A 26533-nucleotide genomic window follows, 5' to 3' on the forward strand; every position below is an offset into this window, starting at 1 on the left:
GTGACGTCCACCCCGACCCGCTCCGGGCTCGGCACAGCGCTGCGGCGCCGCAAACCGGTCGCGGACCTGGTGGCCGAAGCCGGCCACGGTCCGTTGCGGCGCTCGCTGGGCCTGGGCCAGCTCACCACGCTGTCCATCGGCGCCACACTGGGCAGCGGCATCTTCGTGGTGCTCGGCGAGGCCGTGCCGGTGGCCGGGCCCGCGGTGGTGGTTTCCTTCGTGCTCGCCGGGATCACGGCCTTGTTCTCCGCACTGTCCTACGCCGAGCTCGCGGGCATGATCCCGCTGTCGGGCTCGTCGTACTCCTACGCCTACGCCACGCTCGGCGAGCTGGTGGCGTGGGTCTGCGGCTGGTGCCTGGTGCTCGAATACGGCGTGTCCGTGGCGTCGGTCGCGGTCGGCTGGGGCCAATACGTGAACGAGCTGCTGCGGCTCGCGTTCGGCATCGCGCTGCCGGAGTCGCTGAGCGGGCCGCCCGGCGACGGCGGGCTGGTGAACGTGCCCGCGATCGTGGTGGTGCTGCTCGCGCTGGTGCTGCTGCTTTCCGGGGCGAAGGAGAGCGCGCGGGCCAACACGATCATGGTCGTGGTGAAGATCGCGACGCTGGTGTTGTTCTGCGCGATCGCGTTCACGGCCGTGCGGGCGAAGAACTTCACGCCGTTCCTGCCGCTGGGTCTCGCGGGCATGAGCGCGGGCGGGGCGAAGCTGTTCTTCTCCTACATCGGGTTCGACGCCGCGTCGACCGCCGGTGAGGAGGCGCGAAACCCGCAGCGGGACCTGCCGCGCGCGATCCTGCTCTCGCTCGGGATCGTCACGGTGCTCTACTGCCTGGTGGCCGTCGCGGCGGTCGGGGCGCTGCCGTGGCAGCAGTTCGACGACAAGCAGGCCGCGCTGTCGCACGTGCTGAGCTCGGTGCTGGACAGCCCGTTCTGGGCCGGGGTGCTCGCCGTCGGGGCCATCGTGGCGATCTCCAGCGTGGTCCTCACCGTCCTCTACGGACAGACGCGGATCCTCTTTGCCATGTCCCGCGACGGGCTCGTGCCGAAGGCACTGTCCACAGTGCACGCGAAGACCGGCGTGCCGCGCACCAACACCCTGGTGGTGTCGGCGTTCGTGGCCGTGCTCGCGGCGTTCGTGCCGCTGGGCAAGCTCGCCGACGCCACGAGCATCGGCACGCTCTTCGCGTTCGGGCTGGTCAACATCGCGGTGCTCGTGCTGCGCCGGCGCCGCCCCGACGACCCGCGCACGTTCCGCGTGCCGTTCTCCCCCCTCACGCCGATCCTCGGTGTGCTGTGCTGCGCGTACATGATGTTCAGCCTCGACGGCGCCACCTGGCTCGTGTTCGGCGGCTGGATGCTGCTCGGGCTGGTGCTGTACTTCGGTTACGGCATCCGGCGTTCGAAGCTGGCTACGTCGTGATCGTCGCCGTCCACCAGGGGCCGTTCGCGGACCTGCCCGCCGCTGCGGCCACGGCGGCCGAACGCGGGGCTTCGCTCCTGGTCACCGCGGAGATGATCACCACCGGGTACGCGATCGGCGCCGCCGCGATCGCAGACCGCGCCGAGCCCGCCGACGGACCGCTGGCGCGGGAGCTGGGCGCGCTCGCGCGCCAGCACGGCGTCGCACTCGTTTACGGCTACCCGGAGCGGGATGGCGACGCCGTGTACAACTCGGCGCAACTGCTGTCGGCGCGAGGGGAACGGCTCGCGAACTACCGCAAGACGCACCTGTTCGGCGACCTCGACCGCGACCGGTTCTCCCCCGGCGACGAGCTGGTGGTGCAAGCGGACCTCGACGGCCTGCGCGTGGGACTGCTCATCTGCTACGACGTGGAGTTCCCCGAGCCGGTGCGCGCGCATGCGCTCGCCGGTACGCAACTGCTGCTCGTGCCGACGGCGTTGATGCGCCCCCACGACCGGGTCGCCGACGTGCTCGTGCCCATCCGCGCGCACGAAAGCCAGCTCTACGTCGTGTACGCCAACCGCTGCGACACCGAGGCCGAGCTGACCTACTGCGGCCACTCCACCGTCGCCTCACCCGACGAGACCGTGGCGAAAGCCGGCGACGGACCCGAGCTGATCTTCGCCGACGTCGCCCCGGCCGTGCTCGCCCGGCCTGTGAACACCTATCTGGCCGACCGCCGGCCCGAGCTGTACCGCTCCCTGACCGAAGGACCCCAGACATGACTTCCGCCGTCCCGACCGCGATCCCCACGGACGAGCCGGCCGGGCGCCCGATCACGATGTTCGGCCCCGACTTCCCGTTCGCCTACGACGACTACCTGGCCCATCCCGCCGGACTCGGCACCGTACCCGCCGAACACCACGGCACCGAGGTCGCCGTGATCGGCGGCGGGCTTTCGGGCGTCGTCACGGCGTACGAGCTCATGAAACTCGGGCTGCGGCCGGTGGTCTACGAGATCGCCGAGCTGGGCGGGCGCCTGCGCACGCACCACTTCCCCGGCCTGCCCGACGACGTGGTCGCCGAAATGGGCGCCATGCGTTTCCCGCCGGCGTCCACCGCGTTGTTCCACTACATCGACGAAGTGGGGTTGAAGACCTCGCCGTTCCCGAACCCGCTGGCGCCCGCGACGCCGAGCACGGTCGTGGACCTCAAGGGGCGCAGCCACTACGCGCGCACGCAGGACGACCTGCCGCCCGTGTTCACGGAAGTCGCGCAGGCGTGGCAGCGCACGCTCGACGAGCACGCGTCGTTCGCCGAGATGCAGACCGCGATCCGCGACCGCGACGCGAAAACCGTGAAACGGATCTGGAACGAGCTCGTTCCCCGGCTCGACAACCAGACGTTCTACGGTTTCCTCTGTGACTCGCCGGCGTTCGCGTCGTTCCGCCACCGCGAGATCTTCGGCCAGGTCGGTTTCGGCACCGGCGGCTGGGACACCGATTTCCCCAACTCGATCCTGGAAATCCTGCGCGTCGTGTACACCGGCGCCGACGACGAGCACCGCAGCATCACCGGCGGCAGCAGGCAGCTGCCGGTGCGCTTGTGGGACCACGCCCCGGAATCGCTCGCGCACTGGCCCGCCGGCACGAGCCTCGCCGGGCTGCACGAAGGCGGCCGGCCGCGCCCCGGTGTCACGCGCCTGCACCGCACCGCGCCGAACAACGTGACCGTGACCGACGCGTCCGGGCACATCCGCACGTTCCGCGCCGCGGTGTTCACCGCGCAGAGCTGGATGCTGTTGTCCAAGATCGAATGCGACGAAGCGCTGTTCCCGATCGACCACTGGACGGCGATCGAGCGCACGCACTACATGGAGTCGTCGAAGGTGTTCGTGCCGGTGGACCGGCCGTTCTGGCTCGATCGCGACCCGGCCACCGGGCGCGACACCATGAGCATGACGCTGACCGACCGCATGCCGCGCGGCACCTACCTGCTCGGCGACGATCCCGGTAAGCCCGCCGTGATCTGCCTTTCCTACACGTGGGCGGACGATTCGCTGAAGTGGCTGCCGCTGAGCGTGTCCGAACGCGTGGAGGTGATGCTGCAGTCGCTGCGCGAGATCTACCCCGGCGTCGACGTGCGCAAGCACCTCGTGGGCGACCCGGTGACCGTGTCGTGGGAGGCGGAACCGCACTTCATGGGCGCGTTCAAGGCGAATCTGCCGGGGCACTACCGCTACCAGCACCGGCTCTTCACGCACTTCAAGCAGGACACGCTGCCCGAGGGCTACCGCGGGCTGTTCCTGGCGGGCGACGACGTGTCGTGGACCGCGGGCTGGGCCGAGGGCGCGGTGCAGACGGCGCTCAACGCGGTGTGGGGCGTGCAGCACCACTTAGGCGGCGAGTCGGCACCGGCCAACCCCGGTCCCGGGGATCTGTACGACGATCTGGCGCCGATCGAGCTGCCGGACTGAGTTTCTGGCGCCGGCACCTCCGTCAGTCAAGCCATACCGGGCGGTAGCCAACGATGGTGTCGCCCCGCGCGCGACCCGCCGGAGATCGGTCGGCCCGACTGAACCGATCATGCGAAAATATTACGCATGAACACGGAACCGGCGCCGAAGTGGCGGAGACTGGAACCGGACGAGCGCAGAGAACAGATTTACGCCTGCGCGGCCCGCCTGTTCGGCGAACGACCCTATTCGGAGGTGTCCACTTCGGACATCGCCGCGGCCGCCGGTGTCGCGCGGGGGTTGATCAACCACTATTTCGGCACGAAACGCGAGCTGTACCTGGAAATCGTGCGGCGCGCGCTGACCGTGCCGCGGCTCGCGATCGAGATCCTGCCCGAGGGTCCGCTCGAACTGCGCGCCGGCGCCGCCATCAACTGGTTCCTCGACATGGTGCACTCGCAGGAGAAGACCTGGCTCGCGGCGATCGCGCCCGAGGGAATCGGCCGCGACCCGGAGGTCGACCGCATCCTCGAGGAGGCCGACCGCGAGTCGGCCGACCGGGTGCTCGAAGCCGTCGGGCTGTCTCGCGAAAGCGCGCACGGCGAGGAGCTGAACGCGGCCGTGCGCGCGTTCGCCGGCATGGTGAAGGCCGCCGGGCGCGAGTGGCTCGTGCGCGGTGCGCTCGACCGGGGGCAGGTGCACACGCTGCTGAGCAGAACGCTGGTCACACTGGTCGGTGAGGTGTTCCCGCTGATCCAGGGCGCAGAACTCGCGGAACGACCCGCGGAATGACGGAACCCCCGGCACCACGAGGGGGGAGGAAAGTGCCGGGGGCCCCGGCCAGGAGTCCCAGGACCCCCGGCTCCCTTCCACGTTACGCCTGGTCGGCGTGGGTTCGGTGTCAGTTTCCCCCGGTTCGCCCCGGTGCGGTCACACGTTCGGCGCAGGCCGGAAGCGGGTTTCAGGCCGGCGCCTCGGCCTCGAGCTCCGCCAGGCGGTGGGCGAGGCCGTCGACGCAGCGGCGCACCGCGTAGTCGTAGAGGTGCGCGTACCAGCTCGCGGCGGCGTCGGGGTCGGTGATGAGCTGTCGCATCGCGCGCCCGTGCGCGGCCATGCCGGGCAGGTCGTCGCGGTCGTGGTAGGTCGCGTATTCCTCGGTGTTGTTCAGGCGCAACGCGAGCGTGCTGTCGCGGTCGTCCTCCATCGCGACGAACTGGCACGCCGTGGCGACCAGCAGGTTGTAGGCCAGCACGGCCTCCTCGCGGAAACCGGCGGTGAGCAGCACGCCGATGCCGCGGTTGATGGTCAGCGCGGCCGCCGACACCGACGGCCCGAACAGCACCAGCCGTCGCGCGGTGCCGGGGTGGGCTCGCAAGACCACGCGCAGGTCGGCCAGCAGCTCGGCGAACCACTCCTGCCACGGCAGGTCCTCGGCGGGCAGGGTCAGCAGCCCGACGACGCGGTCGAGCACCGCGGCCACGACCGCGTCCCGGTCGCCGACGTGGTGGTAGATCACCGCCGGGTACGCGTCGACGGCCGCGGCGAGCTGGCGCAACGTCCAGTTGTCGAGGCCGCGCTCGGCGGTGAGCGCGACCGCCGCGTCGACCACCTTTTCGGCGGTGACGGCCGGCAGTCCCGCGGCCGCGCGCGAGCGAGGGCGGTTCCCGGCCCGCGAGTCCGAAGACGGCATGCGAGGTACCGTATCCGGACAACGAGGGCCCGTGCCAGGATTCGGGGATCTAGGGCAGGATCAGGGCATGCCCCGTGCCCTGGCCAACAGTCTCGAGCTCGAGTACGACACCTTCGGCGACCCCACGAGCCCTCCGCTCGTGCTCGTGATGGGCCTCGGCGCCCAGATGGTGACGTGGGAAACCGGCTTCTGCGAGCTCATCGCGAGTCACGGTTTCTTCGTCGTCCGCTTCGACAACCGCGACATCGGCCTCTCCACCTACCTCGACGACCTCGGTGCCCCGGACCTGGCGGCCATCGCCACCGGGCAGGCCCCGGCGCCGTACCTGCTCTCGGACCTCGCGAACGACACGGTCGGCCTGTTCGACGCCCTCGGCTTCTCCCGAGCCCACGTGGTGGGGGCGTCGATGGGCGGCATGGTCGTGCAGCAGCTCGCGATCGACCACCCCTCGCGGCTGCTCAGTCTCACCTCGATCATGTCGACGACCGGCGACCCCAGCGTCGGCCACACCACGCCCGACGCCCTGGCCACCCTGACGCGCCCACCCGCCGCGACGCGGGAGGAGGCCATCGAGCAGAGCATCGCGTCGTACCGCACCACCGGCTCCCCGGGCTACCCGGCGACGGACGAGTACCTGCGGATGAAGGCCACCCGCGGTTACGACCGCGCCCAGCACCCGGTGGGCACCCTGCGCCAAGCCGCGGCGATCGTCGCTTCGGGCGACCGGACGGAGGCCCTGCGCTCCCTGCGCCTGCCCGCCGTCGTCGTCCACGGCGACGCCGACCCGATGGTCGACGTGAGCGGCGGCAAGGCCACCGCGGCCGCCATCCCGGACGCCGAGCTCGTGGTCCTGCCGGGCATGGGCCACGACCTGCCCGAGCCCCTGTGGCCGGACATCGTCGCGGCGATCGTGCGGGCGACGAGCCGGGGTTAAGACGCCGTCAAGAACACGGCCCGGGTTGTACGGAAAGCGTCCGCGCCTCTCGTGCCGCGCGCGGGCGCGTTGAGCTGGAACCATGCGCATCACCGGAGGTTTCGGTTTCCCGCTCGGTTGCGCCGCCGTGGTGGCCGTGGCGATCGGCGCGGACGTCGCAGGGGCGACCGCGCACCCGCTCTACGCACTCGTGCCGCTGGCCCTGGTCGTGCTCGCCGCCGCGACAAGCACGACCCCGGCCGCGGCGACGGGCGTGGCCGCCGTGGCGTGGGCCGTCGAGTCCGGGTTCGTGCTCGGACGCGAGGGGCACCTCGTGTTCGACACCGCGAGTCTCCGGGTGGCCGTGGTCCTCGCCGCGGCGCTCGTCGTGGGCGTGCTGTCAGGGCTCGTGGTGGATCACTCCCGGCCGCGCAACGCGGTCGGGCCCGCGCCGCAACCGTCCGCGCCGCCTCCGGCCGAACGGGGCAGTCGGTACTCTGAGGTGTCCCGGTGTGGCGAAATCGACTCGCGTCGGGTTCCCGGCGGTGCCAGGCTGGGACGGTCCCACGTCGTCACCTTCGGAGGTAAGCATGAGTGATCCGCAACCCTCGCCCAGCGGCGAGGAGGACGACGTCAAGCGCAAGTTCCGCGAAGCCCTGGAGCGCAAGCAGGCCCACACCCGCTCCGGCTCCGCCCACGAAACCGGCGGCGGCAAGAACCAGCACGCCCACGGTCCGGCCGCGAACAAGCGCACGTTCCGCCGCAAGAGCGGCTGAGCGTCGCCGATCGGAGGAAGGCCCTCTCACTCGGGTGAGTGAGAGGGCCTCTTTCATGCGCGGATTCCGTCGGTCGGCCCGCTCATGCAGATGGATCCTCAGCACTGTTCGACCGGTTCGCATCATGCGGACGATCAGGTGGTGGACGGCCCGCCCCAACGCGAAGAAGTGCGCGCTGGCGTTGATCAGCAACGGCTCCTGCTCAACGAGGCGGGTGCAGTGCAGCGCAGCGTGCACACGTCTTGGGAACTCCGCCGTCGAAAATCCGATCAGACCGTCAGGATCGACCGCAACCGTCCGACGTCCGCCATCCTGCGCTCAGCCAGCCGGTCCGCCGCCGCGGCCGGGGGGACGCCGTCGGCGCGGGCCAGGGCGTAGACGGCCTTCGTGGTGTCGAAGATGGCCGTCGTCTTGCGTTGGGCGCGGGCGAAGTCGAAGCCGTGGCGTTCGTCGTCGACCTGGATGACGCCGCCGGCGTTGACGAGGTAGTCGGGGGCGAAGAGGATGCCGCGGTCGTCGAGGAGCTTGTCGACGCCCGGGTGGGCCAGCTGGTTGTTCGCGGCGCCGCAGACGATGCGGGCCTGCAGAGCAGCCACGGTGGAGTCGGTCAGCACGCCACCGAGGGCACACGGCGCGAAAACGTCGAGCTCCGTGGAAATGAGAGTGTCCACATCGGACACCACCTCGACGCCCGGGTACGCCGCCTGGGTCCGCGAGACCGCGAGCGGCGACACGTCGGTGATCACGACCTGCGCGCCGGCCTCCACGAGGTGGCCGACCAGGATGTGCCCGACCTTGCCGACGCCGGCGACGCCGACGCGGCGCCCCGCCAGCTCCGGCACGCCCCACACGTGGTCGGCCGAAGCGCGCATGCCCTGGTACACGCCGTACGCGGTGAGCACCGAGGAGTCGCCCGCGCCGCCGTCTTCGGGCGAGCGGCCGGTGACGAACTTCGTCTCGCGGGCCACCACGTCCATGTCCTGCACGTACGTGCCCACGTCGCAGGCCGTGATGTAGCGGCCGCCGAGGGACTGCACGAAGCGGCCGTACGCACGCAGCAGCGCTTCGGACTTCACGACGGCCGGATCGCCGAGGATCACGGCCTTGCCGCCGCCGAGGTCGAGCCCGGCCAGCGCGTTCTTGTACGCCATCCCCTTGGAGAGCGCGAGCACGTCGTCGAGCGCGGCGTCTTCGGTGGCGTAGGGGTAGAAGCGGGTGCCGCCGAGCGCGGGGCCCAAAGCGGTGGAGTAGATGCCGATGATGGCCTTGAGGCCACTGGCCTCGTCGTGGCAGTACACGACTTGTTCATGGCCGCTGTGCCGGCCGAACACTCCTTCGGTCACGGTGCGTGACTCCCTTGTCTGACCGCCCGCGGTTCGTGGCCGCGTGCTCCGGAAGGTGGTGTGCCGGACGGAGGTCGTCCACCCCGCACACCGCCAACCTAGAGCCATCCGCGCTGATCGACCACCGCAGGTCGTCGATCAGCGCGCGGCGACCTTCCCGAGCGTCGCCATCGCCGCCTCCAGTTGCGCGTCCGACAGGTACGGCGCGGGCCCGAACCGCAGGTGGGAGCCGCGGCTGTCGGTCCGCACCCCGTCGGCGGCCAGCGCCTGCTGCAACGCACCGGCCGCCGGGCTCCGCAGCGACAGGAACCCGCCGATCATCTCCAGCGGCGTCTCCCGATCCCGCGACACGACCTCGGCCGGCAACCCCAACGAGTCGAAGCACTGCGCCAGCAGCCCCACCTGGTGCTGCGACACCTCGCGCAGGAACTCCGGCGTCAGCCCCTGCGACGCGAAGAACTGCTGCACCCGCACGCCGCGGTAGTGGCTCGACGGGTCGTAGGTCGCGCCGGCGAACCGGTCACCACCCGGGGCGTACGCGACCCGATCCGGCCGTTGGCGATCCGCCAGCGCGCCGAACTCCGCGTACCAGCCCGTGACGACCGGCCGCAGCTCCTGCGCGTGGGCGGGCAGGCGCAGGAAGCAGTTGCCCTCACCCAGCTGCAGGTACTTGTAGCCGCCGCCGACCACCCACGCGTTGGTGAGCCCCAGGTCGTGCAGCGAGAACGGCACCACGCCCAGTGCGTGGTAGGCGTCCACGACCAGCTCCACCGACTGACCCCGGCACACGTCGGCCAGGTGCGCGAGCCCCGGCACGAGCCGCGAGGTCTCGAACAGCACCGCGGACACGAGCACCGCCGCGGTCCGATCGGTGCTCTTGTCCGCCAGGCGTTCGGCCAGCGTCGCCACCGGCTCCACGGGCACGCGCACGACCTCGACGCCCTCCTCCTCCAGCCGCGCGAGCTGCCGGCGCAGGGTGTGGAACTCGCCGTCGGTGGTCACCAGCCGCGGTCGCGACCGCAGCTCGATCGCCGAGAGGAACCGGATCACGAGGTCGTGGGTGTTGGCGCCGAGCGCGTACTCGCCGTGCGGATCCGACAGCAGCGCGCGGAACCCGGCCCGCAGCTCGTCGGCCTTGGCGAACGCGGCCGCCCACTTCTCGTCGACGTCACGCGCGGCGTCGGCGAACGCCTCCAGCAGGCCCTCCTCCGCGACGTCGGGCCAGGCCTGGTGCGAGTGCGCCGAGAGCAGAAGCCGGTCGGCCACGCGGAAGCGCGAGTAGTGCGGCGCGAGCGCGTTGTCGTTGGCGCGCAAGGATTCCAGCGTCGTCACGGGTTGCGTCGTCACAGCTTGCTCCGCACGGCCCACAGGTCCGGGAACATCGGCTGGAACAGCGTGGTCCGCAGGTAGGCCGCGCCCGACGACCCACCGGTCCCGGTCTTGTCGCCGATGGTCCGCTCGACCATCTTCACGTGCCGGTAGCGCCACTCCTGCATCCCTTCGTCGAGGTCGACGAGACACTCCGCGACCACCGAGGGGCCGCCGTCGTCCTGGTACACCTTCAGCAGTACCGCCTGCAGTTCCGCCGACGGCGCCACCGGCCGCGTGACGTCCCGATCGACCCGCACGTCGTAACCGCGGGTCGAGAGGTAGGTCAGGAACGAGTCGAAGATCGACGGCCGACGCATCGCCGCGGAGATGCGAGCGCGCTGCTCCCCGTCTTCCGGGTAGTGGGCGAACACGCGCTCGTCGCGGCGGCCGAGCACCGCTTCCAGCTCGCGGAACTGCGCCGACTGGAAGCCGCTCGACTGATCGAGGCGCGCCCGGAAGCTCGTGAACTGGCTGGGCGTCATGGTCTCCAGCACGTCGAGCTGCGCGACGATCACCTTCAGCACCGTGAGGATGCGCCGCAACGTGCGGATCGCGTGCGCGGTGTTGCCGGCTTCGAGGTTGGCCTGCAGGAACTCCGCCTCGTGCAGGATCTGCTTGAACCACAGCTCGTACACCTGGTGGATCACGATGAACAGCAGCTCGTCGTGCTCGTCGGAACGCGGGCGCTGGGCGGCGAGCACCTCGTCGAGCGCGAGGTACGACGTGTAGCTCAGCGCGGCCTGCGTGTCGTCGGTTTGCGTCATGGGGTCCTCACTGTTTCACCGTCACCGGGTCCGTCACCGAGTCTGCACGGCACGGTCGAAGTGCCGCTGCGCCGCGGGCGCGAGCGCCGCGTACAGGTCGTGGAAGAGCTCGACGGCCGCCGCGCGCCGGCCGGGCGCGGGGATCAGCTCGCCGGGCAGCTCGGGGTCGAGCGAGGGGAACACGCGGAACTCGTGCACCAGTCTCGTCCGCACGGCGAACGCCCGCTCGTCGGGCAGGTCCCCGTCGTGTTCACCGAACTCGGTCACGAAGGCGTCGTACCGGGCGGACAGCTCGTCGAGATCCCACGCGCGCCCGGCGAACCGGCGCACGTCCAGCGCCGCCGACGGCGTGCCCAGCATCAACCCGGCGTGCTCGGTCACGCCCAGCTCGGCGAGCAGCTCCAGCACTTCGGCCTCGCGGTCGTGGGGCGCGAGCCAGGTACCGTCCTGCACCGGGCCGAAGCCGAGGAAGCGCAGGCGCCGCACGAGCGTCTCGCGAGCCTGGCGGCGGGTTTCGGGGATGCTCTGCCACAGCACCGTCCACGTGCCGGCGGGCCGGTCGCGCCGGCCCAGGCTGAAGATGCGCCGGTCGCCGTCCGCAAGCACCGCGACGGTGCGGCTCGTGAGCGAGTAGTGCACCAGCCGGCCTTCGCGGTGGCGCGCCAGCAGGTCGCGGTTGACCAGCCGGGTGAGCGCGATGCGCGCGGCGCCGTCGGAGAACCCCAGCTCGGTGAGCAGCGCCACGAGGCCGCCCGACCAGACGCGGCGGCTCTCGCGCGGGCGCACGTAGCTGCCCAGCAGCGTCATCACCAGCTCCTGAGGGCCGGTGGGCGTGGGTTCGGGCGCTCGCGGTTCGGGCACAGCGTGACTCTATACACCTCAGCCCGCTGCGGTGTAGTTTTTGGGCGAGCAGGTTGTCAGGAGGCTGGATGAAACGGCTGGTGGTCGTCACCGGCGGCACGCGCGGCATCGGCGCCGCGATCGCCGAACACTTCGTTTCCGCAGGTGACACGGTGCACGCGCCCGGTAGACGCGAGTGCGACGTGACCGACGAGGACGCGGTGCGCGCCTACTTCGCCGACCTGGGCCCGGTCGACGTGCTCGTGAACAACGCCGGCATCTCCTCCAGCGCCCCCACCGCGAAGACTTCGCTCGACGACTGGCGCGGTCAGTTCGAGGTGAACGCGACCGGCGCGTTCCTCTGCACGCGCGAGGTGCTGCCCGGCATGCGCTCACGCGACCGCGGCCGCATCGTCACGGTCGCCTCGACCGCCGGGCACGTGGGCTACCGCTACACCACGGGCTACACGGCGTCCAAGCACGCGGCCGTCGGCTTGATGCGCGCGGTCGCGGCCGAACTCGCCAGCACCGGCGTGACGGCCAACGCCGTGTGTCCCGCCTTCGTGCGCACGGACATGACGGCCGGCTCGGTCGCCCGCATCCGCGAACGCACCGGCCGCGACGAAGCCGACGCCGAGGCCGCGCTGGCCGCCGCGTCCCCGCTCGGGCGGCTGCTCGAACCCTCGGAGGTCGCGTTCGCGGTGGCGTTCTTCGCCGCCGAGGCAGCGGCCGCGATCAACGGACAGACCCTCGTACTCGATGGTGGAGGAATCCAGAAATGAGCCCGTTCCGCGCGACGCCCCCGCTCACGAAGTCGTGGGACCACTTCGACTTCACCGTGGACGACGGCGTGGCCACCCTGACGTTCAACCGCCCAGAGAAGCTCAACGCGCTGACTTTCGACGTGTACGCCGATCTGCGGGACTTGGTTTCGGAGCTCCCCCACCGCGGTGACGTGAAGGTGCTGGTGATCACCGGGCAGGGCCGCGGTTTCTGTTCCGGCGGCGACGTCGAGGAGATCATCGGCGAGCTGCAGAAGATGGAGACCGCCGAGCTGCTGGAGTTCACCCGCATGACGGGCGCCGTGGTGAAGGCCCTGCGGGAGACGCCCATTCCCGTGATCGCCGCCGTGAACGGTGTCGCCGCCGGCGCCGGTTCGGTCATCGCGCTGGCGTCGGACTTCCGGATCCTGGCCGAGTCGGCGAAGTTCGCGTTCCTGTTCACGAAGGTGGGCTTGGCGGGCGCGGACATGGGCTCGGCGTACTTGCTGCCGCGCCTGGTGGGCCTCGGGCGCGCCACGGAGCTGCTGATGCTCGGCGACAAGCTCGAAGCGGCCCGGGCGGAGGCCATCGGCCTGGCCACGTCGGTGGTGGAGGACGCCGAACTGGCTTCGACGGCTCTTGCGCTGGCCCGCCGCCTCGCCGACGGTCCCGCGCTGGCGTACTCGACCACGAAGGTGCTGCTCACCCGTGAGCTGGACATGGACCTGGGGTCGTCGATCGAGCTGGAGGCCATGACCCAGGCCCTGCTCATGACGGCGCACGACCACAAGGAGTTCTACGCCGCCTGGTCGGCCGGGCGTAGTCCACAGTGGACCGGGCGGTGAGTTCTTCATCCTGACAGAACGATGCCCCGGCACGGCTGGGGTGTGCCGGGGCATCGGTTCTGTTGGTTGCTACTTCAGTCGCGCACGATCTTCTCGGTCAACGCCCGCCACGCCACACCCGCGACGGCCAGCTCACCACCGGCACGATCCTTGGTGTCCCGCACACCAACGACAGCCGCACTGAGCGCAACTTCCACACAGTTGTTGCCGTTCTGGCTCCGACTCGGCTTCCGCCAATTGTCAGGGCTGGCAGGCATATTCACCTCGACACAGCTCTCGGTGTTCGTGCTATAGCTTGACTTTCGCCAGCCAGCATCAGACCAGTCAGTTACCTTCATGAAGCCTCCTCCTCACATCTGATGACACCTCCGCGATGAGGGCGGCGCTGTCTGCAGAACTCATCGCGACCTCCGCCAATCTCGGCAGAGCATCTTTGTAGGCACGAACATCATCCGGCTCGTGCAGGAACAACCCAGATACACGGGTCTCAAGGTGCACAATCGGTGTGCCATCCTCCGACTCGGTGTAGGTGAACATTCCCTCCAGGCCAACGTGCCATGGACCGTTGGTCGGGATGACCCGAATCTCGACATTCGGCAGCTGGCCGAATTCGAGTAAGGCATCCAACTGGTCTCCCATCACCTCATCGCCACCGATGCCGCCGCGCAACACAGCCTCGCCGATATAGGCGCGCAACTCCACCGGATTGCGGCGGCGGGTGATCGAATGCTGCCGACCGATCCGCGTGGCGACCCGAGTGTGGATCTCAGAGGGCGGCACACCGCCCTCCTGCATGACCGCGAAAACATATTCACCTGTCTGCAGCAACCCCGGCACGAGCAGCGGTGCGACATTGGTGATCACCTTGGCATTCGCCTCAATCTCAAGCAGCGCAGCCAGCTGAAGCTTCAGATCGGGCATGCCCATCGACAGCCACCGAGCACTCTCGGTGTATCGGGACATCTCCACTAGCTCGTCGCGAACTTCGGCCGGCGCCTTGCAGGCGACCAAGTAGGCTGACACATTCTCCGGCTGCACCAGCCGATCGCCGGTTTCCCAGCGACTCACCGTGGCGTGCGAGATCTCCAGCAGCGAAGCGAGCCCACGAACAGTCAGCCCCGCTGCTTCGCGAGCCTTGCGGAGTTCCGCACCGAGCGCCCTGCTCTTCGGGGTGGTACCAGCCATGCACCAGAGGATACGCACCTCGAACACGTGCGGAGACCTCACCCGATCAGGTCATTGCGCATCCACGTTTCCAAACGTCACCATTGGATCCGCACCATCGGTACCAAGGTACCGCATCAACTCCCGGTCGGCGTGGTTGCCCCGACACCGTGTCGGCCGGGTTCCCAAGGCTGTGTCCGCGCAAGGCTGGGGCGGGCGCAGGGCGCGAACCCCGACGTTGCGGACAAGGCCCGTCGGGGTTCGGCGCTTTACTTCCTCCGAAGAAGGTCACGATGGCTAACGACTTGAGCGCCACCTCTCCCGTGCTGATCGAGCTGGGGGCGGGGCTGAAGGCCGCGCGTGAGCAGGCGAAGTTCGGCGTGCGGGAGCTGGCGCGTCGCTCGGGGGTGCCGCTCGGCAGCCTCGCCAACTGGGAGGGCGGACGCCGCGTCCCGCAGCTGGATCGGCTCTCGTACCTGCTCGGGCTGTTGCGCCTGCCCTCGGCCGAGTACGACCGCCTGCTGACCCTCGCCGCGAACGCGACCAACGCCATGCACGCCGAAATCCTGCCGGTCCGTCCGGCTCGGTTGGCGACCGCGTACAACCGCACCGCCTCGAAGATCACCGAGTGGGCGCCGACGTTCCTGCCGATCCACCTGCAGACGCGCGCGTACACGTGGGCCATGGTCGAACACACCACTCGCCCTGGCGCCGACGCCGAAAGCTACCTGTTCGAGCTGACGGCCGAGACCGACCAGGCCACCGGCCCCGAACCGGCCACGCGGGAGTGGTTCCTCGGCCACCAGTCCCTCACGAACCCGGTCATCGACCCCGCGACCATGGCGGCCCAGCTGCAGCACCTGCTCACCGTGATGGCCGGCGCCGCCGGGAAGATCCGCGTGGTGCCGCAGGAACAGCACGACCTGCCGGGCTTCGTCGTGTACCGCACGCCCGGCCGCAAACCGACCGTCGCGTTGCGGCACCGGCACACCACCGTGTACCTCACCTCCGATGACGCCGTGGCCGAATACACCACAGCGGCCAAACACCTCGCCAAGGCGGCCCTCACCCTGGCAGAAACCGAAGAACTGGTGGCAGAGCAGCTGAGTCACGCAAAATAACAGCTCGCGTCGCAAGGGGGTGCGATTGTGGCAGTCGAGGGATTGGCCGAACGAGTCCGGATTGTTCTCACACTGATTGCCACTGCGCGAACCTCGCTCACACGTGCGCACAGCCTCATGGGTGAGGTGAAGCTGAGCTGGACGCGGGCGTTAGCGGGCACCGGCGATACGGACGCGGCGCAACTTCCCGCCATCGCCGATTCCGTGGCCTCTGGCATCGGCGAACGACACGCCGCCATCACCCAAGCGGAACAGTTGCTCACCGGCTACCTCACCGCACTCGGCGCGGGAATCCCATCATCGGCCGCCCCGCCGCCTGCTTTGCCGGGCGGACGCCTCCGGCCCAGGCGGACCGGATCGAGCAAGCCGTGTCCGGGTCGGCGAGTCACACGTACGCGGCAGCCAAGCGCGCGGTGAATGGCTGTGCTCGGACGGATGGTCTGTGCGAATGGCCAGCGGTGGTGGCGACGAACACCACGCCGCCGCAGTGCGGTTCATCCGCGACAACAACTTGCCGCGTCCGGCGTCCCAACTTGCCCGGCACGTCGAGGTCAAGGTCGCCTTATCGATGTGGGGGCGCGGGTTGCGGGACGAAACGGTGGTGATGGACCGGCCCGTGTGCGGCACTCGCGAATTCGACCGGGACGACCCTTTCACGTGCGACAAGTACCTTGCGCGGCTTCTGCCGCCGGGGGCACGGCACCGAAACGGAGCAGCAATGACTCTCAGCGCGAGCGTTCCCACCTTCCGCGACGGCGTTCAGGGCGGCCGGCGACTCCCGCTCGACACCGACGCAGATGTGCAGCGCTTGGCCGAGTTGCTCGCCGAACCGTGGGCCGACTCCGCGTCCATCCAAACCGCCGACACCGCGCTGGAAGTCCACATCCGGGACAACTGGGGCTACATGCTGTACGCGGGCGACGCCGGATACCTCATCACCGACGGCGACCCCGCCTCCCCCGATGCGCCGTGCGAAGCGAACTTCCCCGCCGGGACCGGGCTTCCCGCCGCTCAGGTCGTCGCGGCCGTCCGGGAGTTCGTGCGCACGCGGAAGCTGCCGGAAACCGTGCCCTGGCGCGACGCGTGACCACGGTGGACGGTGACCGCGCGCGTCCGCGCCCAGTGACCCGTGACGAGCGGCCTGCCGGTCACGAAGTCTGCAACGTGAGCCCACCCAGTCCCGACACCTCGGCGACCAGCGTCTCCCCGCCCACGAACGGCGTCGGAGCGCACAACGTTCCCGTGAGGACCACCGAGCCGGCCGGGATCTCTTCGTCAGCAGAAGCCAGGTGGTTCGCCAGCCAAGCCACGGCAGCGGCCGGGTCGCCGTTCATCACCGCCGCCGCGGAGCCGGGGACGACGCGGTCATCGACGTTCAAAACGCACGCCACGCCCGAAAGGCCGCCAGGCACCGGAACGCGCGGCCCGACCACGACGTGGGAGGCCAGGGAGTTGTCGGCGACCAGCATGGCCAGCGTTGTCGGCCCGCCGGCCCAGCGGGAGTCGACGATCTCGAACGCCGGGGCGACCGCGTCGGTGGCGGCGAGGACGTCCGCGGCGGTCACGCCGGGGCCGGACACGGGCCGGCCGAGGATGAAGGCGATCTCGATCTCCGCACGAGGAACGAACAGGTCGGCCGTCGCCAACACCTGCCCGGGCGCCAGCACCGTGGACGCGAAGACGCGGCCGAACGCGGGTTCCGTGGCTTTTTAAGCGTCGCGGGCCGGCTGGTTGGTCAGGCCGACCTTGTAGCCCGCCACCCGATCGCCCGCGGCCAGCGCGAGGTCGCGGGTCGCTCGGGAGATGCGCTGGGCCTGCGCGAGATCGAGAGACTCAGGCGGCACGGCCGGGCCGCCGTGGGTGGCTTTGGTCAAGCGCTGGGCCAGGTCGTCGTCCGCCACGGGTGTGCTCCTCAGGGTCCGGGATGGGCCCGGACATCTGATCACACGGCGGTGCGGGCGAGCGCGGTGCCTTCCAGCGAGCCGAACCACAGGGTGCCCGCGCGCTCGCGGACGCCGACCAGCATGTGGAAGCCGGGGATCTCGCCCCAGCGCTCGTGTTCGACGGCGCCGTCGGCGGCGACGCCGAGCACGCCGACCTGGCGGCCCGGCGCGGGTTGCAGAGCGGGCGGCAACGCGCGCACGAACGCCCGCAAACCCGAGGGCAGGCGGCGGACCGCGTCGAGAGCGGGCACCCGCACGGACGCCTGCGTGACCCAGATGAGCCCGTCGCTGCCGGTGGAGATGTTGTCGGGGAAGCCGGGCAGGTTCTCGACGAGGGTGTCGCGGCGGCCCTGGCTCGTGCCGTGCAGCCAGAAGCGCGTGACGCGGAACTCGCCGGTCTCCGCGACGGCCACGAAGGACTCGTCCGGGGGCAGGGCGACGCCGTTGGCGAACTGGAGGCCGTCGGCGACGAGGTCGATGGTGCCGTCCGGCGTGCGGCGCAACAGGCGTCCGCCGGCGGTTTGCTCGATGAGGTCGTCGCGCCAGCGGTCGATGCCGAAGCGGCGCGACGAATCGGTGAAGTACACGGTGCCGTCGGCCGCGACGGCCGCGTTGTTGCAGAACACCAGGTCGAGGCCGGCGGCGGACGTCGCGAGCGTGCGCACCGGTCCGCCGGCCAGGGGCATCGTGAGGAGGCCGGCTCGGGCGTCGCAGATGAGCAGGTCGTCGCCGAAGAGCTCCAGCCCGAGGGGGCGGCCGCCGGTGTCGCCGAGGACGTCGATGCCGCGGCCGCCGGGGCTCACGCGCAGGATGCGCCCGTCGTCGACGCCGGTGTAGACCCGGCCCTCGGCGTCGACCACCACGTCTTCGGGTGCGTGCCCGTTGACCGGGACCAGTTCGACGTCACCGAAGTCCATCACGACCTCCTACCGATAGGTGAGCAGCTTCGCCGCCTCCGCTTCGAAGTGCGGGTGTTCGTTGAACGTCAACAGGTTCACGCCACCGCGGCCCGAGGTGAGCTTGGTGATGCCGGTGTTCACGGTGACGCGGTTGAACTTCAGCAAGCCGACCTCGGGCACGCCCAGGATCGCGCCGGCGAGTGTGCCGATCACGCCGCCGGAGGTGAACACGAGCGCGCTCTCGCCCTTGCCGAGCGACGCGACCAGGTCGGCCAGCGCGGCCGTGCAGCGCTCGAGGAATGCCGGCCACGGCTCGGCGCACGGGCCGCCGGCGCCGGCCGCGACCCACGCGCCCAGTGCGGTGTCGAGCAGGCCTTGGTACTCACGGGAGTCCCGCTGTGGGGCGCCGCCGGCGTGGTGGAGCGAAATGTCCACGTGGTCGTATTCGTTCCACCGCGGGTCCTCGACCACCGGCACGTCGGTGCCGAGCACCTTCAGCGCCGTCGCGGCCGTGTCGCGCTGGCGGGCGAGCGTGCCGGAGCGCACCTGCGCGAACTCGACGCCGCGGCGCGCGAGCTCCTGACCGACCACAATGGACTGTTCGAACCCGCGCTCGGACAGCGCGTCGTAGTCGGCCGCGCCGAACGAGGCCTGACCGTGGCGGACGAGGTAGATCGCACCCAACGCATTCGCTCCTTGTCGCGGGATTTTCGCGGGGTTCAGGAGAACTTGCCGAGCCACGCGGCGGGCAGCACTCGCATGACGACACTCATCGGCTTCCACGGCCACGGTGGGATGTAGGCCACCTTCGGCTCGGCCTCGATCGCCTTGGCCAGCGCCCGGGCGCCCGCCTCGGCGCTGGTGAGGAACAACGTATTGGCCTTGCGCGCGGTCATCTCCGACGCGATGAAACCGGGGCGCAGGTCCGTGACGCGGATGTTCGTGTTGCGCAGCTCCACGCGCGTGCCGGCCGCGTACGTCGAGATGCCGGCCTTCGCGGCGGAGTACGACGTGAGGTTCTTCGGCAGGCCGCGGATGCCGCTGAACGACGAAACCACCACGAGGTGGCCTTCGCCCGTTTCGCGGAAGATGCCGACGGCCGCCTCGATCTGCGCGGCCGCGGCGATGAAGTTGGTCTCCATCGACTGGCGGTTGGCGTCGAAGCGGCCTGTGCCGATGGGCTGGCCCTTGCCGAGGCCGGCGTTCACGATCACGCGGTCGAGCGAACCGAGCTCGCCGCGGAACTGTTCGAAGACGGTGAACACGCGGTCATGGTCGTTGACGTCGAGCCGGCGCGTGACGACCGTGATCCCGGGGTAGGCGGCCTTCAGTTCGACCGTCAGCTCGTCGAGCCGCTCGGTGCGCCGCGCGCAGAGGGCGAGGTTGCGGCCGCGCGCCGCGAACTGGCGTGCCATGCCTTGGCCGAGGCCCGAACTGGCGCCGGTGATCAGGATGTTCTTCCGCAGGGCCATGCGCCGGATCGTACCGGGTGGTAACCGCCGGGCCGGGTTCCTTGACCGGTGGCCCGGCGCTGGGGGCATCGCCGGGCCACCGGTACTCGGTACGGCCGCCGGCCGTGCGCGGGGCGCGGACCGCGGGCCGGGGCCGAAGCTGGTGCGCCGCACCGGGATCGCCGGCGCGGGCCTCGATGGCCATACAAACGCGACCCCGCAGGTCAGGGCAATGGTTCACAGTTGCCAGTACTAGCCCGTTCGCCCCAGTGGTGACGCGGAGTGCCTGGTCGGGTGCTGATACGGTCTGGAGTGTCGGTTCGGACACTGTGGGTTTTCTTCACACTCGGTTCGGCAGACCATGGGTTTTCGGACCACGGTTTTCGGCTTCTCGGACCGCGGGTGGGGGCATGACTGGTGGACGTTCGGACGAATCCGGCACCGAGGGCGCCCGGACCGCGTTCGCGAGCGCGCTGCGCGCGGCGATCACCGCCAGCGGCCTGTCGCTCGACCGCATCCAGGCCCGGCTGCGGGCCCGGGGCGCGGCCGTCAGCGTCACGGCGCTGAGCTACTGGCAGTCGGGCAAACGCCAGCCCGAACGCGCCGGGTCTCTCTCGGCGGTGCGCGTGCTGGAGGAGATCCTCGACGTTCCGGCCGGCTCGCTGCTCGGCCTGCTCCCCCCGCCCCGCCCGCGTGGCGCGACCCGCCGCGACCGCGTCGGCGAGGAACCGCTCACGTTCACCCGCGAGACCCTCCAGCCGCTCCTGGACCGCGTCGGCGCGCCGAACATGCTCGACCAGCAGCAGCACCTCAAGCTCGTCGGCCTCCACGACCGCTGTGAAATCGCCGCCGACGGGGGCCAGGCCGCAGTCACCTCCCGCGCCGTCTTCCAGGCCGGCGCCGACGGCCTCGACCGCTGGCTCCTCGTCTACGCCCAGGACGACGCCGCGTCGGTGCCGCAGGTCCACGCCGTGCGCAACTGCCGCGTCGGCCGCGTCGAGTCCGATCCGCGGCACGGCATCCTGGTCGCCGAACTCCTCTTCGACCGCGGTCTCGACCGCGGTGAGACGCACCTGATCGAGTACTCGCTGACCAACGCGGGGCCGCCGTATCCGCAGTGCCGGGCCACGCACTACCGCGAGTTCCGCCGTCCGGTGCGGGAGTACCTGCTGGAGATCCGCTTCGCCCCGGAGGCCGAGCCGGTGCGCTGCTGGCAGTACACCCGCGGCGATCCGGCACCGTCCCGCCGTCGGTTGCGGTTGGACTCCGCCGGTGGGGTGCACGCGGTGGCGCTGGATTTCGGGCCGGGGATCTTCGGGATCGGGTGGGAGTGAGCTCAGCTTCCGGGGACTCAGCTTTCTGGGACTCAGCTTCCTGGGGCTCAGCTTCCTGGGGCTCAGCTCAGCTTGTTCCGCAACACCTTCCCCGTGGCATTGCGAGGCAGTTCCTCCAGGAACTCCACATCCCGAGGAACCTTGTACCGCGCCAAGTTCGCCTTCACGTACTCCCGCACCCCGTCGGCATCGAGGCTGGAGTTCTCGCCCCGCACCACGAAGGCCTTCAGCCGCTGCCCGAACTGCTCGTCGTCGACGCCGATCACGGCGGCCTCGATCACGTCGTCGCGTTCGACGAGGAGGTTTTCGACCTCGACGGGGAAGACGTTCTCGCCGCCGGAGACGATCATCTCGTCGTCGCGGCCGTCGATGAAGAGCAGGCCGTCGGAGTCGAAGTGGCCGACGTCGCCGCTCGACAGCAAACCGTCGATGATTTCCTTGTGGCGGCCGTCGGTGTAGCCGCCGAAGCTCAGTCCGCTGCCGACGAACACGCGGCCCGTCACGTTCGGCTCGGTGATGCGGGCGCCGTGCTCGTCGTACAGCGCGACGCGGCAACCCACGGGCGCGCGGCCGACGGTGCCCGGCGCGCGCCGCCAGTCCTCCGGCGTGGCCACGGTCGCGACGGCGACTTCCGTTGACCCGTACAGGTTGTGGACGACGTCACCGAACTGTTCGTTGGCCCGGTTGCCCAGGTCGGGCGACAGCGCGGACCCCGCGACGAAGATGATCCGCAGGCAAGACGTGTCGTACCGCGAACGGACCGACGCCGGCAGGTCGACGATCCGCTGCAGCATCGTCGGCACCAGCACGAGCGCCGTGCACCGGTGCTCGGCGACGCCCTTCAGCGTGAGCTCCGGATCGAACTTCCGCCGCATCACCACCGTGCAGCCGAGCGCGAAGCTCAGGATGAACTGCGAAAGCCCCGTGCCGTGGAACAGCGGCGCGCCCATGTACGTCGCTTCGCCCGCGCGCAGCGGGATGCGGTCGAGAAACTGCGCCGACGCGAGCGGCGACGTGTGCGGCCGCGGCGCGCCCTTCGGGGTGCCGGTGGTGCCGCTGGTGAGCAGCACGAACCCGCCGGGTTTGGCGGGCGCGGGCAGCGGACGGTCGTCGGTGCTGGCGATGATCTCGTCGAGCACCGGCACGGAGCTCTCACCCGGCTCGTCGACCCACGCGAGGTAGCGGTCGACGCCGGCGGGCATCGCGTCGAGCAGGCCGGTGAACTCCTGGTCGTAGACGAGCGCGGCGACCTGTTCGCGCTGCGCGACGTCGGCCAGCTGCGGCTTGGCGAAGCCGGTGTTCATCAGCAGCAGGCGCGCGCCGAGCTTGCCGGCGGCGGCCATCGTGAGCACGAGCCCGCGGTGGTCGCGGCACAGCGCGGCGATCACGGTGCCGGGCTTCAGGCCGCGCTCGGACCAGGCGCGGGCCAGCGCGTTGGACCGGTCGTCGAGCTGCTTGTAGGTGAGGGGACCGAGCTCGTCGACGATCCCGACGGCCGAGGGGTCACGGCGCGCTGCGATGTGGTTGGCGCCGGCGAACGGGCCGTACTTCCGGATGGCGACGACCGAGCGCACGCCCTCGTCGAGCCGCGGGAACGGCACGAGTCCCGCACGGCGCATCACGTCGATGCTGCGCACGGTCTCGGCCACCTTGTCCGTGACCTGGCCGGCGAGACCGAACACCTTCATCCGGGCACCTCCGTCGCTGCTTCGGGGAACGCCGCCCGTACCGTCGGTATGGTCGGCTACTCGACAGTAGACCAAGCCGGCGACGCCCGCACCAGTCGCGGCGGCCGGGCTCGGTGACCGAAATTGTCGGTGCCCCCGAGCACAATGGACGCGTGCAGGTGATCACCGGCCTGGAGGAGGACTCCGGCTACACGATCTCGACGCCGGCGGGGACCTCCCGCGGGCTGTCGGCGGCCGAGTGGGTGGCCGAGGTGCGGCGGCTCGAGGAGGCCGAGGCGCCGCGCTGGGTGCTGCCCTCGGTCGACGAGCTGTACCCGAAGCTGATCGACGCGGGGGTGCGGCTGGGCCGGTGCCACGACCTGGGCCTGGCGGAGGGGCTGCTGCTCGCGTACGAGGGACGCGAGGGCGAGTCCCGCAGCCTGCGCGCGGCGTGGGCGAGGGCGCGGGGCGAGGAGCCGCCCGACGACGGGCCCGCGTTCGGTGAAGCGGCGCAACCCACGCTGTTCTCGCCGCGTGGCCCTGGGTTGCCCGACGGGGTCACGGTGGTCGACGCCGCCCGGCGCGTGCTGGCGGAGCAGGAGAAACGCGTGGCCGCCGTCGCTTCGCCAGGGCGGATGCGGCTGCTGCTGGCGGCCGAGTCGGCGAGCGCGCTCGCGGCGGCGGAGATGTCGGCGGCGGGGCTGCCGTGGCGGGCGGACCTGCACCGGACGTTGCTGGAGACGCGGCTCGGGCCGCGGGTGCCGTCGGGGCAGCGGCCGAAGGCGCTGGTTTCGCTGGCCGCGCGGATCACCGACGCGTTCGGCGGCCGGCCGGTGAACCCCGATTCGTCGCCGAGTGTCATCCGCGCGCTGGCGCGCGAGGGCATCGAGGTGCCGGCCGCGCGGAAGTACCTGCTGCGCGGCATCGACCACCCGGCCGTCGCGCCGCTGCTGGAGTACAAGGAGCTTTCGCGGCTGCACTCGGCCAACGGCTGGGCCTGGCTCGACGAATGGGTCACCGACGGCCGCTTCCGCCCCCACTACGTGGTCGGCGGTGTGGTCTCCGGCCGCTGGGCCACCCGCGGGGGCGGGGCGCTGCAGATCCCGAAGGTGCTGCGCACGTGCGTGCGCGCCGATCCGGGCTGGAAGCTCGTGGTCGCCGACGCCGCGCAGCTCGAACCCCGCGTGCTCACGGCCCTGTCCGGCGACCGTCGGCTGGCGGAGGTCTCGGCGGCCACGGACCTGTACGCACGGCTGGCCGAGGCGCTGTTTTCCGGCGCGCGCTACGTCCCGCCGCCTTCGGGTTCGTCCGACGACCGTTCGCGCGCGAAGATCGCCATGCTGTCGGCCATGTACGGCGGCACGTCCGGCGAAGCGGGCCCACTGCTCGCCTTGCTGCGCCAGCGTTTCCCCGACGCTGTGTCCTATGTGGAGCAAGCCGCGGCGGCCGGCGAGCGCGGTGAGCGCGTGCGCTCCCGGCTGGGCCGCACCTCTCCCGCTCCGTCCGCCGCGTGGCGCGCCCTCACCGGCGGCCTGGCCGACGACGAAGCCACGGAAACCCGCGCCCGCCGCGCCTCCCGCGGCTGGGGGCGCTTCACGCGCAACTTCGTCGTGCAGGCCTCCGCGGCCGACCTCACCGCCGTGCTGCTGGCCACCTTGCGCGGCCGCCTGCCCGCTCCCGCCCACCTGGTCTTCTTCCAGCACGACGAGGTGATCGTGCACACCCCGGCCGAGCTGGCTCCGGCGGTTTCGGAGCTGATCGAGTCGACCGTCGCGGAGTCGGCCCGGTTGCTGTTCGGTGATGCGTGCCCCGTGCACTTCCCGATGCAGGCCCTCGCCGTCGACACCTACGCAGATGCGAAATAACCCATCCGAAGGAGATCTCAGTGGGAGCCTCAGGCTGGCAGTACCGCGCGCCCTACGCCGGCAGCGTCAAAGCAACACACAGATTCGTCCAAACGCAACTCCTGTCCAGCGGCGACTACGTGTGGCCGTGGGAAGATTTCAATCCCGAGCTCGTCCCCGACGCACTGCCCCGCCCCACCACCCTCGCCGACCTCGACGCGGCGAAGGACAACGAACTTTCTGGGACTGCGGCACCCACTCCCTGCTCGACACCCACGAAATCTCCGAGGACGACGCAGTGGGCGTCATCCGGCCGTTGAGCTCCACCGAACTCGCCGACGTATTCGGCACCCAGCAACCCACCACGGCCGACTTCGACCGCTCGTCCTCCTCACTCGACGCCCTCCTGGGCGACCGCTGGACGGGCCGCAGCTTGGTGATCTACCAGGACGGCACTCCCACCGAGGTCTGCTTCTGGGGCTTCTCGGGCGACTGACCTCACGGCCCCCTTTGACTCGCTGGGCATCTGCACTGCCGGATTTCCCGCTGAGCCAAGCCGCCCCCGTACGCCTCGGCTTCGGCGATGTCGCCGCCAGACCGCCCACCTCATCACCTACGCAGGCCCCGAACACCAGCCGCCCACCTACCCAGGCCAGGCGCGACCCACCAACCGCCAGCCGCCCACCTCACCCCAACCCCACCCAAGCCCAGGCGCGCACACACACAACCGCCACCCGGCAACACAACTCAACCCCCACCAAACCTCCCCGCACTTTTCCCCCGCCCAGCCCCCGATTCTTTTCTCCCACACACTGGAAAATCGGGGTGCCCACCCACCACCCCAAGCGCAATGGCGCGCCCCGCGCGCCGAGCGTGCCCCGCGATCAATACCGCACAGAATTCTGCAACAACGGCGGATAAACCCCATGCTCCCGCCCATCCACCGTCGCCCCCGCATACCGCAACATCGGCGCCACATCCCGATTCAACTCAGCCGGAAAGTTGAGCCGCGGCACCGAAACCTCATCCAACGCCGCCACCTGCTCGGCACTCAGCGTGAGCTCCAGCGCCGCCAGATTCTCCGTCAAGTGCTCCACCCGCCGCGGCCCGATCAACGTCGAGGTAATCCCCGGCCGTCCCTGCACCCAAGCCAACGCCACTGCCGCCGGGCTCACCCCGAGCTCCTTCGCAATCCCCACCACAACATCGATCACCCGGAACTGTTCCTCCGTCGGCCCCACCCCGAACGCCGCCCCACGACGGGTATCCGCCGCAGCGCCCTCCCGGGTGTACTTGCCGGACAGGAAGCCGCTTTTCAACGGACTCCACGGCAATATCGCCATCCCGGCGTCCTCCGCGAGCGGCAACAACTCCCCCTCGATCGTCCGCTCCAACAGCGAATACTCCATCTGCAACCCGACCACCGGCGCCCACCCCCGAAAATCGGCGATCGTCTGCGCCTTGGCCGTGAACCACGCCGGCGTGTCCGAGAAACCCACGTACCGGATCTTGCCGGCGGAGACCAGATCGTCGAGCGTCCGCAACGTCTCCTCGACCGGCGTGAACCGGTCATAGTTGTGGAGGTAGTACACATCCAGGTAATCCGTCCCCAGCCGCCGCAACGAATCCTCCAGCTGGTGCAAGATCGCCTTTCGCCCGGCGCCGCCGCCGTTCGGATCCCCGGGGTGCAGGTTCACGAAGAACTTCGTCGCCAGCACCACCCGATCCCGCAGCCCAGGCCGTGCCCCGAGGAAATCGCCGACGATCTTCTCCGAGTGCGTGTTCGTGTAGAAGTTCGCCGTGTCGATGAAGTTCCCGCCCCCCTCGATGTACGTCTGCAGGATCCTCTCCGACTCCTCGACACTGCAGCCGACACCGGTGTCCTCACCGAAGTTCATCGCCCCGAGGCAGAACGGGCTCACGACGAGACCGGACCGGCCGAGGTGGACGT

28 protein-coding genes are annotated in these 26533 nt (G+C 70.4%); 14 read left to right on the plus strand and 14 right to left on the minus strand.

All coding sequences use genetic code 11. The annotated features are described in order from the left end of the window. The 4 genes from ACWEOE_RS29200 (at window position 1) to ACWEOE_RS29215 (ending at window position 4648) form a co-directional block, all read left to right on the plus strand. A complete protein-coding gene (locus tag ACWEOE_RS29200) occupies window positions 1-1419 on the plus strand; it encodes an amino acid permease (protein ID WP_452014692.1) in 1419 nt (472 codons plus the stop codon). Further along, window positions 1416-2186: a carbon-nitrogen hydrolase family protein gene (locus ACWEOE_RS29205; RefSeq protein ID WP_452014694.1), complete on the plus strand. Its 771-nt coding sequence runs from the start codon at window positions 1416-1418 to the stop codon at window positions 2184-2186. The genes ACWEOE_RS29200 and ACWEOE_RS29205 overlap by 4 nt, the downstream gene beginning before the upstream one ends. After that, the gene (locus ACWEOE_RS29210) at window positions 2183-3877 is read left to right on the plus strand and encodes a flavin monoamine oxidase family protein (protein WP_452014696.1); all 1695 of its coding nucleotides are present in this window, start codon (window positions 2183-2185) and stop codon (window positions 3875-3877) included. The genes ACWEOE_RS29205 and ACWEOE_RS29210 overlap by 4 nt, the downstream gene beginning before the upstream one ends. A gap of 126 nt (window positions 3878-4003) precedes the next feature. Further along, window positions 4004-4648, plus strand: a complete 645-nt coding sequence (locus ACWEOE_RS29215) for a TetR/AcrR family transcriptional regulator (RefSeq protein WP_452014698.1) — start codon at window positions 4004-4006, stop codon at window positions 4646-4648. Window positions 4649-4817: 169 nt separating this feature from the next. Here the strand turns inward: ACWEOE_RS29215 and ACWEOE_RS29220 are convergent, their stop codons facing one another. Continuing rightward, entirely contained in the window at window positions 4818-5546 is a 729-nt protein-coding gene (locus ACWEOE_RS29220; RefSeq protein WP_452014700.1) for a TetR/AcrR family transcriptional regulator, read from the minus strand. 67 nt (window positions 5547-5613) lie between these two features. Between ACWEOE_RS29220 and ACWEOE_RS29225 the strand changes: the two genes are divergently transcribed. The 3 genes from ACWEOE_RS29225 to ACWEOE_RS29235 all read left to right on the plus strand — a co-directional run bounded on the left by ACWEOE_RS29225 (window position 5614) and on the right by ACWEOE_RS29235 (window position 7235). Next, window positions 5614-6480: an alpha/beta fold hydrolase gene (locus ACWEOE_RS29225; RefSeq protein WP_452014702.1), complete on the plus strand. Its 867-nt coding sequence runs from the start codon at window positions 5614-5616 to the stop codon at window positions 6478-6480. Window positions 6481-6562: 82 nt separating this feature from the next. Continuing rightward, complete coding sequence (locus tag ACWEOE_RS29230; RefSeq protein WP_452014704.1) at window positions 6563-7057, plus strand: hypothetical protein; 495 nt, start codon at window positions 6563-6565, stop codon at window positions 7055-7057. Beyond that, window positions 7050-7235 carry a DUF5302 domain-containing protein gene (locus ACWEOE_RS29235; protein ID WP_452014706.1) on the plus strand — a complete coding sequence of 62 codons (186 nt, stop codon included), beginning with the start codon at window positions 7050-7052 and terminating at the stop codon, window positions 7233-7235. Before ACWEOE_RS29230 ends, ACWEOE_RS29235 begins: the two co-directional genes overlap by 8 nt. Window positions 7236-7504: 269 nt before the next feature. Here the strand turns inward: ACWEOE_RS29235 and ACWEOE_RS29240 are convergent, their stop codons facing one another. From ACWEOE_RS29240 to ACWEOE_RS29255, 4 genes are all read right to left on the minus strand, one after another. After that, window positions 7505-8578, minus strand: coding sequence for a Glu/Leu/Phe/Val dehydrogenase dimerization domain-containing protein (locus ACWEOE_RS29240; protein WP_452014708.1), 1074 nt, complete (start codon window positions 8576-8578; stop codon window positions 7505-7507). Between the two features lie 138 nt (window positions 8579-8716). Continuing rightward, on the minus strand, window positions 8717-9910 hold the full coding sequence (locus ACWEOE_RS29245) for a kynureninase (RefSeq protein WP_452014826.1): 1194 nt from the start codon (window positions 9908-9910) through the stop codon (window positions 8717-8719). 11 nt (window positions 9911-9921) lie between these two features. Further along, window positions 9922-10713 (minus strand): tryptophan 2,3-dioxygenase, encoded by a 792-nt coding sequence (locus tag ACWEOE_RS29250; protein WP_452014710.1) that lies wholly within the window; start codon window positions 10711-10713, stop codon window positions 9922-9924. Window positions 10714-10746: 33 nt separating this feature from the next. After that, window positions 10747-11520 (minus strand): PaaX family transcriptional regulator, encoded by a 774-nt coding sequence (locus ACWEOE_RS29255; RefSeq protein WP_452014827.1) that lies wholly within the window; start codon window positions 11518-11520, stop codon window positions 10747-10749. A gap of 122 nt (window positions 11521-11642) precedes the next feature. Between ACWEOE_RS29255 and ACWEOE_RS29260 the strand changes: the two genes are divergently transcribed. Both ACWEOE_RS29260 and ACWEOE_RS29265 read left to right on the plus strand, forming a co-directional pair. Next, window positions 11643-12335, plus strand: coding sequence for an SDR family NAD(P)-dependent oxidoreductase (locus ACWEOE_RS29260; RefSeq protein WP_452014712.1), 693 nt, complete (start codon window positions 11643-11645; stop codon window positions 12333-12335). After that, complete coding sequence (locus ACWEOE_RS29265) at window positions 12332-13159, plus strand: enoyl-CoA hydratase family protein (RefSeq protein ID WP_452014714.1); 828 nt, start codon at window positions 12332-12334, stop codon at window positions 13157-13159. The genes ACWEOE_RS29260 and ACWEOE_RS29265 overlap by 4 nt, the downstream gene beginning before the upstream one ends. A 74-nt stretch (window positions 13160-13233) precedes the next feature. Here ACWEOE_RS29265 and ACWEOE_RS29270 read toward each other — a convergent pair whose 3' ends face one another. Continuing rightward, the gene (locus tag ACWEOE_RS29270; protein ID WP_452014716.1) at window positions 13234-13497 is read right to left on the minus strand and encodes a DUF397 domain-containing protein; all 264 of its coding nucleotides are present in this window, start codon (window positions 13495-13497) and stop codon (window positions 13234-13236) included. Then, window positions 13484-14344 (minus strand): helix-turn-helix domain-containing protein, encoded by an 861-nt coding sequence (locus ACWEOE_RS29275; protein ID WP_452014718.1) that lies wholly within the window; start codon window positions 14342-14344, stop codon window positions 13484-13486. The genes ACWEOE_RS29270 and ACWEOE_RS29275 overlap by 14 nt, the downstream gene beginning before the upstream one ends. Window positions 14345-14616: 272 nt before the next feature. Here ACWEOE_RS29275 and ACWEOE_RS29280 point away from each other — a divergent pair, with 272 nt between their 5' ends. Both ACWEOE_RS29280 and ACWEOE_RS29285 read left to right on the plus strand, forming a co-directional pair. Further along, complete coding sequence (locus ACWEOE_RS29280) at window positions 14617-15444, plus strand: Scr1 family TA system antitoxin-like transcriptional regulator (protein WP_452014720.1); 828 nt, start codon at window positions 14617-14619, stop codon at window positions 15442-15444. A 316-nt stretch (window positions 15445-15760) separates the two neighbouring features. Continuing rightward, window positions 15761-16531, plus strand: coding sequence for an Imm1 family immunity protein (locus ACWEOE_RS29285; protein ID WP_452014829.1), 771 nt, complete (start codon window positions 15761-15763; stop codon window positions 16529-16531). Between the two features lie 61 nt (window positions 16532-16592). On the opposite strand, the gene ACWEOE_RS29290 is transcribed toward ACWEOE_RS29285, so the two are convergent. From ACWEOE_RS29290 to ACWEOE_RS29310, 5 genes are read right to left on the minus strand one after another with little or no spacing between them, the layout of a single operon-like run. Continuing rightward, window positions 16593-17111, minus strand: coding sequence for a 2-keto-4-pentenoate hydratase (locus ACWEOE_RS29290; RefSeq protein ID WP_452014722.1), 519 nt, complete (start codon window positions 17109-17111; stop codon window positions 16593-16595). 42 nt (window positions 17112-17153) lie between these two features. After that, window positions 17154-17345, minus strand: coding sequence for a hypothetical protein (locus ACWEOE_RS29295; RefSeq protein ID WP_452014724.1), 192 nt, complete (start codon window positions 17343-17345; stop codon window positions 17154-17156). Between the two features lie 41 nt (window positions 17346-17386). Further along, complete coding sequence (locus tag ACWEOE_RS29300; protein ID WP_452014726.1) at window positions 17387-18304, minus strand: SMP-30/gluconolactonase/LRE family protein; 918 nt, start codon at window positions 18302-18304, stop codon at window positions 17387-17389. 9 nt (window positions 18305-18313) lie between these two features. Then, window positions 18314-18970, minus strand: coding sequence for a histidine phosphatase family protein (locus ACWEOE_RS29305; protein ID WP_452014728.1), 657 nt, complete (start codon window positions 18968-18970; stop codon window positions 18314-18316). Between the two features lie 35 nt (window positions 18971-19005). Continuing rightward, the gene (locus ACWEOE_RS29310) at window positions 19006-19758 is read right to left on the minus strand and encodes an SDR family oxidoreductase (protein WP_452014730.1); all 753 of its coding nucleotides are present in this window, start codon (window positions 19756-19758) and stop codon (window positions 19006-19008) included. A 389-nt stretch (window positions 19759-20147) separates the two neighbouring features. Between ACWEOE_RS29310 and ACWEOE_RS29315 the strand changes: the two genes are divergently transcribed. Continuing rightward, window positions 20148-21071 (plus strand): hypothetical protein, encoded by a 924-nt coding sequence (locus tag ACWEOE_RS29315; RefSeq protein ID WP_452014732.1) that lies wholly within the window; start codon window positions 20148-20150, stop codon window positions 21069-21071. Between the two features lie 62 nt (window positions 21072-21133). Here the strand turns inward: ACWEOE_RS29315 and ACWEOE_RS29320 are convergent, their stop codons facing one another. After that, window positions 21134-22759 (minus strand): acyl-CoA synthetase, encoded by a 1626-nt coding sequence (locus ACWEOE_RS29320; RefSeq protein WP_452014734.1) that lies wholly within the window; start codon window positions 22757-22759, stop codon window positions 21134-21136. Between the two features lie 152 nt (window positions 22760-22911). Here ACWEOE_RS29320 and ACWEOE_RS29325 point away from each other — a divergent pair, with 152 nt between their 5' ends. Further along, the gene (locus tag ACWEOE_RS29325; RefSeq protein WP_452014736.1) at window positions 22912-24603 is read left to right on the plus strand and encodes a bifunctional 3'-5' exonuclease/DNA polymerase; all 1692 of its coding nucleotides are present in this window, start codon (window positions 22912-22914) and stop codon (window positions 24601-24603) included. A 277-nt stretch (window positions 24604-24880) separates the two neighbouring features. Beyond that, window positions 24881-25078, plus strand: coding sequence for a hypothetical protein (locus tag ACWEOE_RS29330; RefSeq protein WP_452014738.1), 198 nt, complete (start codon window positions 24881-24883; stop codon window positions 25076-25078). Window positions 25079-25466: 388 nt separating this feature from the next. On the opposite strand, the gene ACWEOE_RS29335 is transcribed toward ACWEOE_RS29330, so the two are convergent. Next, window positions 25467-26504: an aldo/keto reductase gene (locus tag ACWEOE_RS29335; protein WP_452014740.1), complete on the minus strand. Its 1038-nt coding sequence runs from the start codon at window positions 26502-26504 to the stop codon at window positions 25467-25469. Between the last annotated feature and the right edge of the window lie 29 nt (window positions 26505-26533).

This window comes from Amycolatopsis sp. NPDC004368 (assembly GCF_053602515.1).